The following is a 16,745-nucleotide window of genomic DNA, read 5'->3' as shown; positions in this document are numbered from 1 at the left end:
TACCATCAATGAAATATACACTTACCCGTATTGATCCTAATGCTGCTAATGAAAAATACCCCATTGGAGAAAGGACAATTGTTGATGACATGTCAGAAGATCTTGCCAATAAAGGCATTTTCATGGGTAAATTGGATAATGTATTAAACAAGGTAGTAAATTGGGGACGTAAGAATTCATTATGGCCTTATAACTTTGGTATTTCTTGTTGTTACGTAGAAATGACCACTGCCTTTACTGCGGTACATGATATTTCGCGTTTTGGTGCAGAAGTTATACGTGCATCACCTCGTCAAGCAGACTTCATGGTTATTGCTGGTACTTGTTTCGTTAAAATGGCACCTGTGATTCAAGAGTTATATGAACAAATGCTTGAACCTAAATGGGTTATTTGCATGGGTTCTTGTGCTAATTCAGGTGGTATGTATGATATTTACTCTGTAGTACAGGGTGTTGACAAATTTTTACCTGTTGATGTCTATGTAGCAGGTTGTCCCCCTCGTCCAGAGGCGTTCTTACAAGCTTTATTGTTATTACAAGACTCTATTGCTGCAGAACGTAGACCACTTTCGTGGGTAGTGGGTGATCAAGGTGTTTACCGTGCTGAGATGACTCCACAAAAAGTAAAATTAAGAGAAAAACGTATTAAGGTGAGAGAGTTACGTACTCCTGACCAAGTTTAAAACTATTATTAACTGTGATTTTAGAATAAGTGGCTGAAACTATGACAGTAGAAATGGCGAAGTCCGTTCCGCCTTATAAAGCCGATGATCAAGTAGTTGTTACAGAGTTACTAACTCGTTTTGGTGATCAAGCGCTAACCATACAACCTCAGACTAGAACAGGCTGCCCAATTGTTTGGGTGACTCGTGAACGTCTAATGGAAGTAATGCGCTTTCTTCGTGAGTTACCTCGTCCTTATGTTATGCTTTATGATTTGCATGGTATTGACGAGCGCTTAAGAATTCACCGTGAGGGACAACCTGAAGCTGACTTCACTGTGTTTTATCATCTGATCTCTATGGAACGTAATAGTGATATTATTATTAAAGTTCCATTATTTGATGGTGATTTAAACCTTCCTACTGTTATTCCTATATGGCCTAATGCTAACTGGTATGAGCGTGAAACCTATGACCTTTATGGTATTCATTTTAAAGGTCACCCTCGCCTATTCAGAATGCTATTACCTCCTACTTGGGAAGGTCATCCACTTCGTAAAGACTACCCTGCTCGTGCTACTGAGCAAGAGCCTTTCCAACTAACTGTGGCGAAACAAATTCGTGAACAGGAAGCAATGCGTTTTAAACCAGAAGACTGGGGTATGAAAACGCATGATGAAAACTATGACTATATGTTCCTTAACGTTGGTCCTAACCACCCATCTGCGCATGGTGCTTTCCGTTTAGTATTACAATTAGACGGTGAAAACGTTTTAGATTGTGTGCCTGAAATTGGCTATCACCATCGTGGTGCTGAAAAAATGGCTGAACGTCAGTCATGGCACAGTTATATTCCTTATACTGATCGTATTGACTACTTAGGTGGAGTAATGAATAACCTCCCCTATGTACTAGCCGTAGAGAAATTAGCAGGTATTACAGTTCCTGATCGTGTTAACTGTATTCGTATTATGATGTCTGAATTCTTCCGAATTCTAAATCATCTATTATTCTTGGGAACAATGGTACAGGATATTGGTGCAATGTCTCCTGTATTCTATACCTTTACTGATCGTCAAAAAGCCTATGATGTAGTAGAAGCTATTACTGGTTTCCGTATGCATCCTGCATGGTTCCGTATTGGTGGTGTTGCTCATGACCTACCAAGAGGTTGGGATAAATTAGTTCAAACCTTTATTGATTGGTTCCCTAAACGTCTTGATGAATACCAAAAAGCTTGTTTAGATAACAGTGTTACCATTGGTCGTACTAAAGGTGTTGCTCAATACAATACTAAAGAGGCCTTAGAATGGGGTGTCACAGGTGCTGGTTTACGTGCTACGGGCTTTGATTTCGATGTACGTAAAGCTCGCCCCTACTCTGGTTATGAAAACTTTGACTTTGAAGTGCCACTAGGCCATAACGGTGATATCTATGACCGTATTATGGTAAAAATGGGTGAGATGAGAGAAAGTACTAAAATTATTGAACAGTGCTTAAAAAATATGCCTGCTGGCCCTTATAAAGCAGACCATCCATTAACTACGCCTCCACCTAAAGAACGTACGTTACAACATATTGAAACCTTGATTACCCACTTCTTACAAGTATCGTGGGGACCTGTAATGCCACATAATGAATCATTCCAAATGATTGAGGCAACCAAAGGTATCAATAGTTACTACTTAATCAGTGATGGTAGCACCATGAGCTATCGTACGCGGATTAGAACACCTAGTTTTGCCCATTTACAACAAATACCTTCTGTCATTAAAGGCAGCTTAGTTTCTGACTTAATTGCTTATCTTGGTAGTATTGACTTTGTTATGGCAGATGTGGATCGTTAACAATGAAAGATCAAATAATACAAACAGACCGTAAGCCAACTAAACCCTTTGAACCTACAGAGGCACTAAAGGCAGCTATTGAACATGAGATTCATCACTACGAAGACTCTCGTGCTGCTTCTATTGAAGCGTTAAAAATGGTACAAAAACATCACGGATGGGTACCTGATGAAGCCATTAGTTATATAGCTAACATTCTTAAGATTTCTGCTGCTGATGTAGAAGGTGTAGCTACATTCTATAGTCAAATTTTCCGCCAAGAAGTAGGCAGACACATTATTAGAGTATGTGACAGCATGGTTTGCTATATGGGTGGTCATGAAGCAGTTTTAGAAGCTATTACTAAAAAAATAGATGCTGGTTTAGGTGAAACTTCAACAGATAATCGTTATACATTGCTTCCTGTTTGTTGTTTAGGTAACTGTGATAAAGCACCAGCTATGATGATTGATGATGATACCTATGGTAATTTAACCCCTGAAACAGTGGGTGAGATTTTGGAGGCTTATAAATGAAACAACCAACCTCCTTTGGTCCTGCTAACACATCTGCTCGTCCTTACGAAACGCACCCATTAACATGGCGTTTGAGAGAAGATGGTCAACCTGTTTGGTTAGACGAATACAAACAGAAAAAAGGTTATGAAGCAGCCCAAAAAGCACTAACAGCTCTTTCTAAAGACGATGTTATTCAACAGGTTAAAGATTCTGGCTTAAAAGGTCGTGGTGGTGCAGGCTTCCCTACTGGTGTTAAGTGGGGCTTAATGCCAAAAGATGAATCATTAAACATCCGTTACTTACTTTGTAATGCGGATGAAATGGAACCTAATACGTGGAAAGACCGCTTATTAATGGAACAAGAACCTCATTTATTAATTGAGGGAATGTTAATTTCTGCTTTTGCATTAAAAGCTTACCGTGGTTATATTTTTCTACGTGGTGAATATGTCGATGCAGCCAATAACTTAAATAAGGCCATTGAAGAAGCCAAACAAGCAGGTTTACTAGGTAAAAATATCTTTGGTAGCGGTTTTGATTTTGAGTTATTTGTTCATACGGGTGCAGGTCGTTATATCTGTGGTGAAGAAACAGCCCTTATTAACTCTTTAGAAGGTCGTCGCGCTAACCCACGTTCTAAACCACCCTTCCCTGCAGCGGTAGGTGTATGGGGCAAGCCTAGCTGTGTAAATAACGTAGAAACCCTTTGTAATGTACCAGCCATTATTGAACGTGGTGTTGATTGGTACAAATCACTCGCCAAAGAAGGCAGTGAAGATATGGGTACTAAATTAATGGGCTTCTCAGGTAAAGTAAATAATCCTGGTATTTGGGAGGTACCTTTTGGTATCACAGCTAAAGAGTTATTAGAAGATTATGCTGGTGGTATGAAAGAGGGGTATAAGTTAAAAGCGTGGCAACCAGGTGGTGCTGGGACAGGTTTCTTATTACCTGAACACTTAACAGCACAGATGCACTCAGCTGGCATTGCTAAAGTAGGTACACGTATGGGTACAGGTTTAGCAATGGCTGTGGATGATACAGTAGATATGGTCTCTTTATTACATAATATGGAGATTTTCTTTGCTCGTGAATCTTGTGGTTGGTGTGCACCTTGTCGTGACGGTTTACCTTGGACTGTACAAGTACTAGCTTCTTTAAAGAAAAAGCAAGGTAAAGCAGAAGATATTAATTTACTGGAAGAACTTGCTAAGCAAATTGGTCCAGGTCTTAGTTTCTGCGCACATGCTCCTGGTGCTACTGAACCACTAGCAGCAGCTATCAAATACTTTAGAAGTGAATTTGAAGCAGGCATTGCAGAACAGCAGTTGCCAATTTTATAAAATAGGTAATTGTTATTTGAATTATCTAATTTAAATAACAAATAAAATTTTTCCATTAGCCAGTCTCGTTTCGACGAGCAAATGATGAAGAAAAAAGAACCATGGCCATTATCCATGTAGACGGTAAAGAATACGAAGTTAACGGAGCGGACAATCTATTACAAGCTTGTCTATCTCTAGGACTTGATATCCCCTACTTCTGTTGGCATCCAGCATTAGGTAGTGTAGGCTCTTGTCGGCAATGTGCTGTTAAACAGTATAAAGATGCAGATGATAAAGTAGGACGTCTTGTTATGTCCTGCATGACGCCTGCTACTGATGGTGCTTGGATATCTATTGCAGATGAAGAAGCGAAAAAGTTTCGTGAGAATGTCATTGAATGGTTGATGACTAACCACCCTCACGATTGTCCTGTATGTGAAGAAGGCGGTCATTGTCATTTACAAGATATGACAGTAATGTCTGGCCATAGCAAACGTCGCTATCGTTTCGAAAAACGTACTCATAATAACCAAGATTTAGGTCCTTTCATTAACCATGAAATGAACCGTTGTATTGCCTGCTATCGCTGTGTCCGTTTCTATAATGACTATGCAGATGGTACAGACCTTGGTGTATATGGTGCTCATAACTACGTTTACTTTGGGCGTGTGGAAGATGGTTGCTTAGAAAGTGAATTCTCAGGCAATTTAACAGAAATTTGCCCTACTGGCGTGTTTACTGATAAAACTCACTCAGAACGCTATAACCGTAAATGGGATATGCAATTTGCTCCTAGTATTTGTTATGGTTGCTCGATGGGTTGTAACATTTCTGCTGGCGAACGTTATGGTGAAATTAGACGTATTGAAAACCGTTACAATGGTGAAGTAAATCGTTACTTCCTTTGTGATCGTGGTCGTTTTGGCTATGGTTTTATTAATCGTGAAGATCGCCCTTTACAACCCATCTTAGTTAAAGAACAAAAAGTACTTACTATTGATGAAGCACTAGATAAAGCAGCTGATTTACTAAAGAATCAAAAAGTAATAGGTATTGGCTCCCCTCGTGCTAGCTTAGAAAGTAACTTTGCTTTAAGCAAATTAGTAGGCGTAGATAATTTCTCAACAGGTATTGCAGCTAACGAATTAGAGTGCATTAATCTTGCTATTAAAATTATGCAAGATGGCCCCTTACCTACCCCAACAGTAACTGAAGTTGAACAACATGATGCTGTCTTTATTTTAGGTGAAGACCTTACCCAAACGGCCGCACGTTTAGCATTAGCTGTACGTCAAGCTGTAAAAGGTAAAGCCATTGATATGGCCCACCAATATGAACAATATGGTGTACAACCTTGGTTAGCAGCAGCCGTAAAAAACATTGCACAACATGCTAAAAATCCATTATTTATTGCTAGTGTAGCTAATACTCGTTTAGATGATGCAGCAGAAGCAACTATACATGGTACGCCTAATGAATTGGTACAACTAGCTTGCGCTATTGCACATGAATTAGATAGTACGGCACCTGTTGTATCTGGCTTATCAAACGCATTACAAGAGAAAGCCAAACAAATTGCAGAAGCATTAATTAAAGCTAAAAAGCCATTAGTTATTTCAGGTTGTTCTTTAGGTTCAAAGGCCTTATTAGAAGCAACAGCTAATATTGCTAATGCGTTAAAACTTAAACAAAAAGATGCTGCACTAAGCTTAGTATTCCCAGAAGCAAACAGCGTTGGTTTAGCTCTACTTGCTAATAAACCATTAGAAGATAGCTTTGCTGCTATTACTGAGAACAAAGCAGATGTAGTTATTGTTTTAGAAAATGACCTTTACCGTCGTGCTGGTAGCAAAACGGTCGATACTGTATTAGCAACAGCTAAATCAGTCATTGTTATTGATCATCAAGCTACAGCTACTACTGCTAAAGCAGATTTACTACTTTCAGCAGCTAGTTTTGCTGAAGCAGATGGTACACTAGTAAGTCAAGAAGGTCGTGCACAACGTTTCTTCCAAGTATTTGATCCTACTTATTATGATGCAAGCAATTGTGTTAAAGAAAGTTGGCGTTGGCTTCATGCGGTTCATAGCACTTTAGAAAGTAAGACAATTGATTGGACACAGTTAGACCATGTAACTTATGCTTGTGCTGATGCTAACTCCCTGTTAGCTGGTATTAAAAATGCTGCACCTGATGCTTCGTTCCGTATTAAAGGTTTAAAACTAGCTCGTGAGCCACATCGTTATAGCGGTCGTACTTCTATGCTAGCCAATAAGAATGTACATGAACCAAGAGCGCCACAAGATATTGATACTGCATTTGCGTTCTCTATGGAAGGTTATGCAGGTACTTCCCCAGAGCGTCAACAAATATCTTTTGCTTGGTCACCAGGTTGGAACTCACCACAAGCATGGAATAAATTCCAAGCTGAAGTGGGTGGACATCTACGTGCAGGCGATCCAGGTATTCGCCTATTAGCCAATAAAGGTGAATTACTCCCTTGGTTTACTGCTACTACAGAGTCAGCAGAAGGTCTTTATGTTGTGCCTTTATATCATCTGTTTGGTTCAGAAGAAATGTCTGCTAAAGCAGCACCTATTCAAGAACGCATTGTAGAACCTTACATTGCTTTGAATACAACAGATGCGACGCATTTAAATGTACAAGAAGATGAACAAGTTAAACTTACGATTAATGGTCAAGAAATAGCCTTAACAGTACGTTTAAATATGGGTTTAGAAAAAGGTTTAGTTGGTCTACCTGTTGGTTTTGCTAATATTCCAGTACAGTTATTTGGTCAACGTATTTCTAGCCTACAAGAATTACAGGAGAAAGCACAATGATAGAGTGGTTAACTTCTGATGTAGTGCTTGCAGTTATTATATCTGCTATTAAGGCCATTGTTATTATGCTTGTGGTGTTTGTGTTTGCAGCGCTACTTAGCTGGATCGAACGTCGCCTCTTAGGCTTATGGCAAGATCGTTATGGCCCAAATCGGGTAGGTCCTTTTGGTTGCTTACAATTAGCAGCAGACATGATTAAAATGTTTTTCAAAGAGGACTGGATTCCACCCTTTGCAGATAAACTACTGTTTACCATAGCACCTCTTATTTCTATTTGTACTATTTTAATTGCATTTGCTATTGTGCCAATCACGCCAACTTGGGGTGTAGCAAGTAATACCAGTATTGGCCTACTCTTCTTCTTAGCCATGGCAGGTATTGCAGTATATGCTGTATTATTTGGTGGTTGGGCTAGTCATAATAAATTTGCCTTATTAGGTGCTGTGCGTGCTTCTGCTCAAACGGTATCTTATGAGGTATTCTTAGGTTTGGCTTTAATGGGTGTGGTACTACAAGCTGGTTCATTTAATATGAATGAGATTGTTAATGCTCAACAAGGTCTATGGTTTATTATTCCTCAGTTCTTTGGTTTCTGTACTTTCTGTATTGCAGGTGTAGCTGTTACTCACCGTTTCCCATTTGACCAACCAGAAGCTGACCAAGACTTAGCCGATGGTTATCATATTGAATACTCTGGTTTGAAATGGGGTATGTTCTTCGTAGGTGAATATGTAGGTATTGTGCTTATTTCATCATTGATAACTGTGCTTTTCTTTGGTGGCTGGCATGGCCCTATATTACCTGGTATCGTTTGGTTTGCTCTCAAAACTTTATTCTTTGTGATGATGTTTATTTTAATACGTGCTGCATTACCTAGACCACGTTATGACCAAGTAATGCTATTTGGCTGGAAATTCTGTTTACCATTAACGTTAATTAATCTATTGGTTACAGGTTTCTTCGTGTTATTGGCACAAGGGGCTTAAGGAGACTGTTATGAAATATATATGGCATGTTATCCACGGTGCTTATACACAGCTAAGAAGCATTGTGATGATTTTTAGTCATGCTTTCCGTAAGCGTGATACAATCAACTACCCAGAACAAGAAGTATATTTACCACCTCGTTATCGTGGTCGTATTGTTTTAACCCGTGAACCAGCTCCTGAAGGACAACTAGGTGAAGAGCGTTGTGTAGCGTGCAATCTTTGTGCAGTAGCCTGCCCTGTTGGTTGTATTGCACTACAAAAAGCTGAACGTGAAGATGGCCGTTGGTACCCAGAATTCTTTCGTATTAACTTTTCACGTTGTATATTTTGTGGAATGTGTGAAGAAGCTTGCCCAACAGCAGCAATTCAATTAACACCTGATTTTGAATTAGCTGAATTTAAACGCCAAGATATGGTATATGACAAAGAAGATTTATTAATTTCTGGTCCAGGCAAATACCATAACTATATGTTTTATACCTTCTCAGGTATGGCTATTAAAGGCAAACCAAAAGGTGCAGCAGAAAATGAAGCTGAACCTGTTAATGTAAAAAGTCTTTTACCTTAAAGGACAACAGATTATGGCAGCATTTTGTTTTTATCTTTCTTCTTTCGTTGCAATAATTGCGACACTATTAGTGATTACTAATAGTAAACCTGTACATGCGTTGTTGTATTTGGTTGTTTCTTTATTAGCTGTAGCAATGATTTTCTTTAGTTTAGGCGCACCTTTTGTGGGCGCTTTAGAAATCATTGTATATGCTGGTGCTATTATGGTGCTCTTTATCTTCGTGGTAATGATGCTTAATCTTGGTACACAGACTGTTAATCAAGAATTACAGTGGTTATCACCGAAAACATGGGTAGGCCCTGTATTATTATCATCTTTGCTTTTAATTGAGTTTATTATCATTATTTGTATGGGTGATACAGGATTAACTATAGGCAATGTTACTGTACCGCCTATAGATGTTGGTTTATCGCTATTTAGTAGATACTTATTAGCAGTAGAACTAGCCTCTATGTTATTACTGGCAGCACTTGTGACTGCTTATCATATGGGACGTGAAGAAGCGAAGGACTAAAAATTATGTTTGAAAATATTCCTCTTGAACACGGCCTGATAGTTTCAGCCATCCTATTTAGTTTAGGTTTAATAGGTTTGCTAATACGTCGTGATTTATTATTTATTTTAATGAGCCTTGAAATCATAATGAATTCTGCTGCTTTAGCTTTTGTGGTAGCTGGTAGTGCCCACACTTCAGTAGTAGTTGATAAGGTTGTTGCAGGTAAACATATATTAGTTCATGCAGCTGATGGTCAAGTAATGTACATCATGATTATTGCTTTAGCTGCTGCTGAAGCTGCTATAGGTCTAGCATTACTATTACAACTTTATCGTCGTTTCCATACCCTTGATATTGATGCAGCAAGTGAGATGCGCGGATGAACCCAGTATATTTAACAGTCGGTTTCCCTCTTCTTGGCTTTTTATTATTAGCTTTCTCTAGAGGGCGTTTAAGTGAAACAGCATCAGCAGTCATTGGTGTAGGCTCTATCGGCCTTGCTGCATTATCTGCTGCTTGGATAACTTTCAATTTTGTAAATGGCAATATTACAGAGCCACATGTACCTTTATGGTCATGGATTACGGTAGCTGACCCTACTAATGCTGAAAACCTTCTATTTAATCCAAAACTAAGTTTTTATATAGATGGCTTATCAGTTACTATGATTTCTGTAGTATCAGGTGTTGGCTTCTTAATTCACCTATTTGCTTCTTGGTATATGCGTGGTGAAGAAGGTTACTCACGTTTTCTAGCTTATATGAATCTATTCGTTGCCTTTATGTTAATCCTTGTATTAGGCGATGATATTTTATTCCTCTATTTTGGTTGGGAAGGTGTAGGCTTATGTAGTTATCTATTGATTGGTTTCTATTATACTGAACCTAAAAATGGTGCAGCTGCCTTAAAAGCCTTTATTATCACTCGTATTGGTGATGTATTAATGGCTATTGGTATGTTCATTATTCTTTGGAAAGTACCTGAATTACTTTCTTTAAGCGTACGTGAAATGGCAGCTAATAGTGATATGATTTTAGATAAACTAGCCGATCCTTACCTTACTGCTGCTACCCTATTCTTATTTGGTGGTGCAATTGGTAAATCTGCACAAGTACCATTACAAACATGGCTTGCGGATGCAATGGCTGGTCCTACACCTGTGTCTGCGTTAATCCATGCTGCAACCATGGTTACTGCAGGTGTTTACTTATTAGTTCGGTTAAACTTCCTATTCTTACCTGCTACTTTCACCTTAGAAATAGTAGGAATTATTGGTGCAATTACTTTATTACTAGCAGGTTTCTCTGCTTTAGTACAAACCGATATTAAACGTATCCTTGCTTACTCTACTATGAGTCAGTTAGGTTATATGTTCTTAGCTACTAGTGTTTGTGCTTGGAATGCTGCTATTTTCCATTTAATGACCCATGCATTCTTCAAAGCCTTACTATTCTTAGCTTCTGGCTCTGTAATTCTTTCTTGCCACCATGAGCAAAATATTTTCAAAATGGGTGGTTTATGGAAGAAATTACCATTAGCCTATGCTAGCTTTATTGTTGGTGGTGCTGCCTTATGTGCCCTACCCTTTATAACTGCAGGTTTCTATTCTAAAGATGAAATTTTATGGGAAGTAATGGCTGCCGATCATCCAGGTTTATTGATTGCTGGTTTAGTAGGTGCCTTTATGACATCTCTCTATACTTTCCGTTTAATCTTTATTACGTTTCATGGTAAGCCAGCTAATGAGCATGCAGCTCATGCTACAGCAGGTACTGGTCTTGCTCATGCAATACCTTTAGCAATATTGATTGTGTTATCTACAGGAATTGGTGCTTTAATTACACCACCATTAGGTGCTGCTTTTGCTTCACCTGAACATGCTGCAAGTACTGATGGCAAGCATATGTTAGAGCTTGTTTCAGGTATTATTGCAATTACAGGCATTTTACTAGCAGCTGCGTTATATTTAGGTAAACGTAGTTTTGTAACGAAACTCTCTGAAAGTGCCATAGGTCGCTTCTTTAGTTGTTGGTGGCTAAATGGCTGGGGATTTGATTGGGTTTATGACAAGTTATTTGTAAAACCTTACTTGTTCATTACCAAAGTACTAGTAAAAGACCCTTGTGATAAAGCCATTGGTTTAATCCCTTTAGTAGTACGTGGCGGTAATAAATTAATGACTTTAACAGAAACAGGTCGTTTACGTTGGTATGCACTTTCTCTTGTAGGTGGTGCAATAGTACTGATAGCTATAATGCTTATTACTTTTATGTCATCAGTAGCCTGATTTAAACTTATAAAAAGGAATAGATATTGTCATGTCGTCCCTATTGTTACCTTGGCTAATCCTGATTCCGATAATCGGCGGCTTTTTTTGCTGGATTTCCGAACGGCTCAGTAATATTCTTCCACGTTGGATAGCCCTATTTACGATGGTGCTTCTTGTTGCTTTGTCCCTATATTTCTGGGGTACAGGCAATTTCCAAAATGCACCTAATTTACAAACATCATTTGCAATAGCTGATGGTCAATCAAAATGGTGGGCTTTCTACTTTCATTTGAACTGGATACCACAATTAGGTATTAGTATTCACTTAGGAATGGATGGTTTATCTATTCTATTGATTACATTAACAGCTATTTTAGGTTTATTAGCTGTACTCTGTTCATGGAAAGAAATTAACAGCCGTGTAGGTTTCTTCTACCTAAACCTTATGTGGATTTTAGGTGGTGTAGTTGGGGTGTTTGTTGCTATTGACCTATTCCTCTTCTTCCTATTCTGGGAAACGATGTTGATCCCTATGTTCTTCCTAATTGCCTTATGGGGACATAGTGGTTCAGATGGTAAAACGCGTATTTACGCAGCTACTAAATTCTTTATCTTTACTCAAGCTAGTGGCTTGTTAATGTTAGTGTCTATTATTACTTTAGCACTTAAACATTACACTAATACAGGTACTATGACTTTTGATTACATGCAATTGCTAGGTACTAATTTAGGAGGTCTTGAGTTTATTTTAATGCTTGGTTTCTTTATTGCATTTGCAGTAAAGCTTCCTGTTGTACCTATTCACTCATGGTTACCAGATGCTCATGCGCAAGCACCAACAGCAGGTTCTGTTGATTTGGCAGGTATTCTATTAAAAACAGCTGCCTTTGGTATCTTACGCTTTGCAATTCCTTTATTCCCTAATGCCTCCCATGAGTTTGCGCCTATTGCCATCTGGTTGGGTATTTTCAGTATTATTTATGGTGCCATTTTGGCGTTCCAACAAACGGATATTAAACGTTTAATTGCTTATACCAGTATTTCACACATGGGTTTTATCTTAGTAGGTATTTACTCAGGTAGCCCGCTAGCACTACAAGGTGTGGTTATACAGATGATTGCGCATGGTTTCTCAGCCGCTGCACTATTCATCTCTAGTGGTCAATTATATGAACGTTTACATACGCGTGATATGCGTTTAATGGGCGGCTTATGGGGTAAAATTACCTACTTGCCTGCCATTATGCTGTTCTTTAATGCTGCTTCGCTAGGTTTACCAGGTACAGGTAACTTTGTGGGCGAGTTTATGATTCTTATTGGTGCCTTCCCTGCTGATAAAGTTGCAGTTTCTATTGCAGCCTTTGGTTTAGTGTTAGCCTCTATTTATTCATTAATTGTTATGCAACGTGTTTTCTATGGAACAACACGTGGTAATTTTCATGAACCAATCCAGGGACTTTGTAAACGTGAACTAGGTATGATGTTTATATTGATTGTGCTGCTTATATTATTGGGCATTTATCCACAACCAGTTCTGGATACATCAGCAGCCACTATGAATGGTGTGCATGCTTGGTTCTCCCCTAACCTCGTTTCTCGGTAGTCGCTCATGGAACAAATACAATTAACAGCAAATCACTTTATAGCACTACTACCAATTTTGGCAATTAGTGCAACGATTGTCGTGACCATGCTATCCATTTCATGGCAACGCAATCAGACGTTAACTTCTATAATAGCTATGTTTGGTATGGTGCTTACTTTAATAGCTATCATTCCAGCACTAAAAGTAGTTAATGCCGAAGGTGGCTCAATTGAAGTTACCAGTTTATTAATTTTTGATCATTATGCTTATTTTGCTAGCCTGTCGTTAGTATTAGTAACTATGGCTTGTACTTGTTTTGCCCATATTTACTTAGAAGGTTATAAAGGTAATAGAGATGAGTTTTATTTGTTATTACTTCTTTCAACCTTAGGTGGTATGGTATTAGTAAGTACTAAGCACTTATTAGGCTTATTTATTGGCTTAGAATTATTATCAATTCCAATGTATGGTTTAATTGGTTATGCATTCTTCCAACGCCGCTCATTAGAAGCTAGCATCAAATATATGGTGTTGTCAGCCGCAGGTTCTGGTTTCTTGTTATTTGGTATGGCATTAGTCTATGCAATAACAGGCCAACTTACTTTCCTATCGATTGAGCAAGCTTTTAATACAGCAAATCACTCTGTCTTAGTTGATTTTGGTGTTGTATTGATGATAGTTGGTTTATCTTTCAAATTATCATTAGTACCTTTCCACTTATGGACACCTGATGTTTATGAGGGTGCCCCTGCTCCTGCTTCTGCTTTCTTAGCTACAGCCAGTAAACTAGCTATTTTTGCTATGTTAGTAAGATTTATGGAGTTCATTCCAATTCATCATAGCTCTTGGATTTATTTAGCTATTACTATTTTAGCCATTGCTTCTATCTTAGTAGGTAACTTATTAGCGTTATTCCAAAATAGCTTAAAACGGATTATGGGTTACTCTTCTATTGCACATTTTGGCTATCTATTAATCATTCTATTAGCTAGTAATGAAATGGCTACAGCAGAAGTTAAAGTAACTGCTGCCAAAACAGCAACTATCTATCTATTCACCTATATTGCAACCACTATGGGGGCATTTAGTGTGGTAACTGTGTTGTCGTCACCTTGTCAAGATCGTGATGCTGACGCTTTATATAGATATCGTGGTCTTTTCTGGCGTCGCCCATTATTAACCATCTCTTTATCTGTAATGATGTTATCTTTAGCAGGTGTTCCATTAACTGCCGGCTTTATCGGTAAATTCTGGTTATTAAGAACGGCTGTTGAATCTAACCTTTGGTTATTAACTGCAATGGTAGTTGTTGGTAGTGCTATAGGCTTATACTACTATTTAAGGGTGATGATTACACTTTACTTAGCTGAACCTACTGCTAATGCTAATGAAGAAAAAGATATTCATTGGTCACATCTAACGGCTACTATTGTTTTATTAGCTATTGCTGTGATTGTAATCTTTGTAGGTGTATGGCCATCACCGCTTATTTCAATTGCAGAATATGCAGGTGTACCTTCTACATTGATTCATTAAGCATTAATGATAGTACATAAAAAAGGCAACTTATTAGTTGCCTTTTTTTATTCTATCTCAATTATATAGGTAGTAAATGAGAAACCAGTAATTGTACACTTTGCTGTCCTTTATACTCATTTACCATTAACTTATAGACTATATTGGCTTGTTTTATTGTGCTATTAGGCCATATATTTTTATCAACATTAAATGCTATGGCTTCTAGTTGATGTTGTTTGTCGGCTGTTCTTAATACTAATTTTAGGTGTTTTTCTTTTAATAAACGTTGTTGTTCAATCCAAAACACTCCATCAAAAAGAGGTTCAGGAAATCCTTGCCCCCAAGGGCCAGCATCCATTAATAATTGTGCCTGCTCCAAGCAGAAATCTGCTTTGTCTAATGAACCATCAGTTAAAATAACCTGTTGTAATTGCTCTTCAGTGATTTGTTGTTGTGCTTCTTGGTTAAATGCTTCTTGGAATAATGTTAGTTTTTCTCTAGCAAGTGTTAAACCCGCAGCCATTGCATGACCACCAAACTTATCTATTAAATCAGGATAACGACTGGCAATATTTTGTAGTGCATCTCTAATATGGAAATTGCTAATAGAACGAGCAGAACCTTTAATAATACCTTCTTGCTCTGTTGCAGCAAAAATAATAGTAGGTCGGTGATATTTATCTTTTAAGCGTGAAGCCAGTATACCAATTACTCCTTCATGCCATTGTTCATTAAATAAACAAATGCCATAGGGTAAATCATCCAAAGTAATATCTTTTAGTTTATGTAACGCCTCAGTTTGCATTGTCTGCTCAATACTGCGGCGCTCTCTATTTAAGGCATCAAGTTGACTGGCTTTTTGATAAGCATCTGCTTCATTATCAGCTAATAGGCAATCAATCCCTAATTTCATATTATCTAGCCTACCCGCTGCATTTAAACGAGGCCCTACAATAAAACCTAAATCTGTTGCAGTTATTTTTGTGTAGTCTTTACCTGCTAACTGTAATAAAGCTTTAATACCTGGTCTAACTTTACCGTTCTGAATACGCTTTAACCCTTGATATACCAATGTTCTATTATTGCTATCTAAAGCAACCACATCAGCTACTGTACCCAATGCTACTAAGTCTAATAGCTCAGCAAGATTTGGCTCTGACAAATTATGGTTAGTAAAATAGTTTACTTCCCTTAATTTTGCCCTTAAAGCAATTAATACATAAAACATAACACCTACACCAGCTATAACTTTACTAGGAAAATTACATGTTGGCTGATTAGGGTTAACCATAGCATCTGCTTCTGGTAAGATTTCACTGGGTAAATGGTGATCAGTAATAAGAACGCTTAAACCTGCTTTTTTAGCAGTAGCCACACCTTCAACACTAGAAATACCATTATCCACAGTAATTAATAATTGTGGATTAAATTGTTCAATAGCTAATTCTACTATTTCAGGTGATAGGCCATAACCATATTTAAAACGATTAGGAACTAAATAATCTACATGCTTTGCCCCAAGCATTTTAAGACCTAAAACGGCTACGGTTGTTGCGGTAGCACCATCACTATCATAATCGCCAACAATAACAATAGCTTGTTGCTTATTTAAGGCAGTAATTAATAACTCGACTGCTTGCTCAATACCTTTTAAGGTTTGATAGGGTAATAAATTAGCAAGCTCTTTAGTAAGTTGCTGACTATTTTGAATACCTCGTGCTGCATAAATACGTTTTAATAAGGGTGATAAATGAGGTAATTCAACTGCATTCTCTGATAATAGGCGTTGCTTTATTAACATTAATAGTCTCAACTATTGAAATATCTTATAAAATACATAACACTATATATTGTATCTGACTAATAGTTAAAAATCTTAGAATTTACACTTCTAATAAAAAAATAACATGGCTATTGTAAGTTCAATGAATAACAGTAAATATCCATAACATATCCACAGAATTATCCACAGTACTAGTTGTTCTAATACTAAAATATCACTATATTGTATATTCAAGTCAATATATAATACTATATATAGTAATAAGCTAACCCATACCTAGTAATTACTTTTCTAATTTTAGATAAGCTCTGACAACCTAAAAAGTCTATAGAAGTTGTTCTTATAAGACTAATAGGGAGC

General features: G+C 37.7%; 13 protein-coding genes. 12 read left to right on the top strand and 1 reads right to left on the bottom strand.

The features are described 5' to 3' along the window. Positions 1-8: 8 nt before the first annotated feature. The 12 genes from ACQVD9_RS09415 (at position 9) to nuoN (ending at position 14,620) form a co-directional block, all read left to right on the top strand. Positions 9-683, top strand: a complete 675-nt coding sequence (locus ACQVD9_RS09415) for a NuoB/complex I 20 kDa subunit family protein (protein ID WP_264745785.1) — start codon at positions 9-11, stop codon at positions 681-683. A gap of 41 nt (positions 684-724) precedes the next feature. Then, positions 725-2,509 (top strand): NADH-quinone oxidoreductase subunit C/D, encoded by a 1,785-nt coding sequence (gene nuoC, locus ACQVD9_RS09410; protein WP_264745784.1) that lies wholly within the window; start codon positions 725-727, stop codon positions 2,507-2,509. A 2-nt stretch (positions 2,510-2,511) separates the two neighbouring features. Then, the gene (gene nuoE / locus ACQVD9_RS09405; protein ID WP_264745783.1) at positions 2,512-3,024 is read left to right on the top strand and encodes an NADH-quinone oxidoreductase subunit NuoE; all 513 of its coding nucleotides are present in this window, start codon (positions 2,512-2,514) and stop codon (positions 3,022-3,024) included. After that, a complete protein-coding gene (gene nuoF, locus ACQVD9_RS09400; protein ID WP_264745782.1) occupies positions 3,021-4,349 on the top strand; it encodes an NADH-quinone oxidoreductase subunit NuoF in 1,329 nt (442 codons plus the stop codon). The genes nuoE and nuoF overlap by 4 nt, the downstream gene beginning before the upstream one ends. Positions 4,350-4,450: 101 nt before the next feature. Then, a complete protein-coding gene (nuoG, locus tag ACQVD9_RS09395; protein WP_264745781.1) occupies positions 4,451-7,174 on the top strand; it encodes an NADH-quinone oxidoreductase subunit NuoG in 2,724 nt (907 codons plus the stop codon). Further along, on the top strand, positions 7,171-8,160 hold the full coding sequence (nuoH, locus tag ACQVD9_RS09390) for an NADH-quinone oxidoreductase subunit NuoH (protein WP_413774149.1): 990 nt from the start codon (positions 7,171-7,173) through the stop codon (positions 8,158-8,160). Before nuoG ends, nuoH begins: the two co-directional genes overlap by 4 nt. Positions 8,161-8,170: 10 nt before the next feature. Next, positions 8,171-8,731, top strand: a complete 561-nt coding sequence (gene nuoI / locus ACQVD9_RS09385; protein ID WP_264745780.1) for an NADH-quinone oxidoreductase subunit NuoI — start codon at positions 8,171-8,173, stop codon at positions 8,729-8,731. Between the two features lie 13 nt (positions 8,732-8,744). Further along, entirely contained in the window at positions 8,745-9,248 is a 504-nt protein-coding gene (nuoJ, locus tag ACQVD9_RS09380) for an NADH-quinone oxidoreductase subunit J (protein WP_264745779.1), read from the top strand. 5 nt (positions 9,249-9,253) lie between these two features. Beyond that, the gene (gene nuoK / locus ACQVD9_RS09375) at positions 9,254-9,613 is read left to right on the top strand and encodes an NADH-quinone oxidoreductase subunit NuoK (RefSeq protein ID WP_264745778.1); all 360 of its coding nucleotides are present in this window, start codon (positions 9,254-9,256) and stop codon (positions 9,611-9,613) included. Continuing rightward, positions 9,610-11,517 (top strand): NADH-quinone oxidoreductase subunit L, encoded by a 1,908-nt coding sequence (gene nuoL / locus ACQVD9_RS09370; RefSeq protein ID WP_264745777.1) that lies wholly within the window; start codon positions 9,610-9,612, stop codon positions 11,515-11,517. Before nuoK ends, nuoL begins: the two co-directional genes overlap by 4 nt. A gap of 31 nt (positions 11,518-11,548) precedes the next feature. Then, positions 11,549-13,102, top strand: coding sequence for an NADH-quinone oxidoreductase subunit M (nuoM, locus tag ACQVD9_RS09365; protein WP_264745776.1), 1,554 nt, complete (start codon positions 11,549-11,551; stop codon positions 13,100-13,102). 15 nt (positions 13,103-13,117) lie between these two features. Continuing rightward, on the top strand, positions 13,118-14,620 hold the full coding sequence (gene nuoN / locus ACQVD9_RS09360) for an NADH-quinone oxidoreductase subunit NuoN (protein ID WP_264747880.1): 1,503 nt from the start codon (positions 13,118-13,120) through the stop codon (positions 14,618-14,620). Positions 14,621-14,681: 61 nt separating this feature from the next. Here nuoN and recJ read toward each other — a convergent pair whose 3' ends face one another. Continuing rightward, positions 14,682-16,403 (bottom strand): single-stranded-DNA-specific exonuclease RecJ, encoded by a 1,722-nt coding sequence (gene recJ / locus ACQVD9_RS09355; protein ID WP_264745775.1) that lies wholly within the window; start codon positions 16,401-16,403, stop codon positions 14,682-14,684. Positions 16,404-16,745: the final 342 nt, after the last annotated feature.

This window comes from Entomomonas sp. E7T21 (assembly GCF_058693955.1).
The sequence above is the reverse complement of the archived record's forward strand: the minus strand, read 5'-3'. Positions and strand labels throughout refer to the sequence as shown.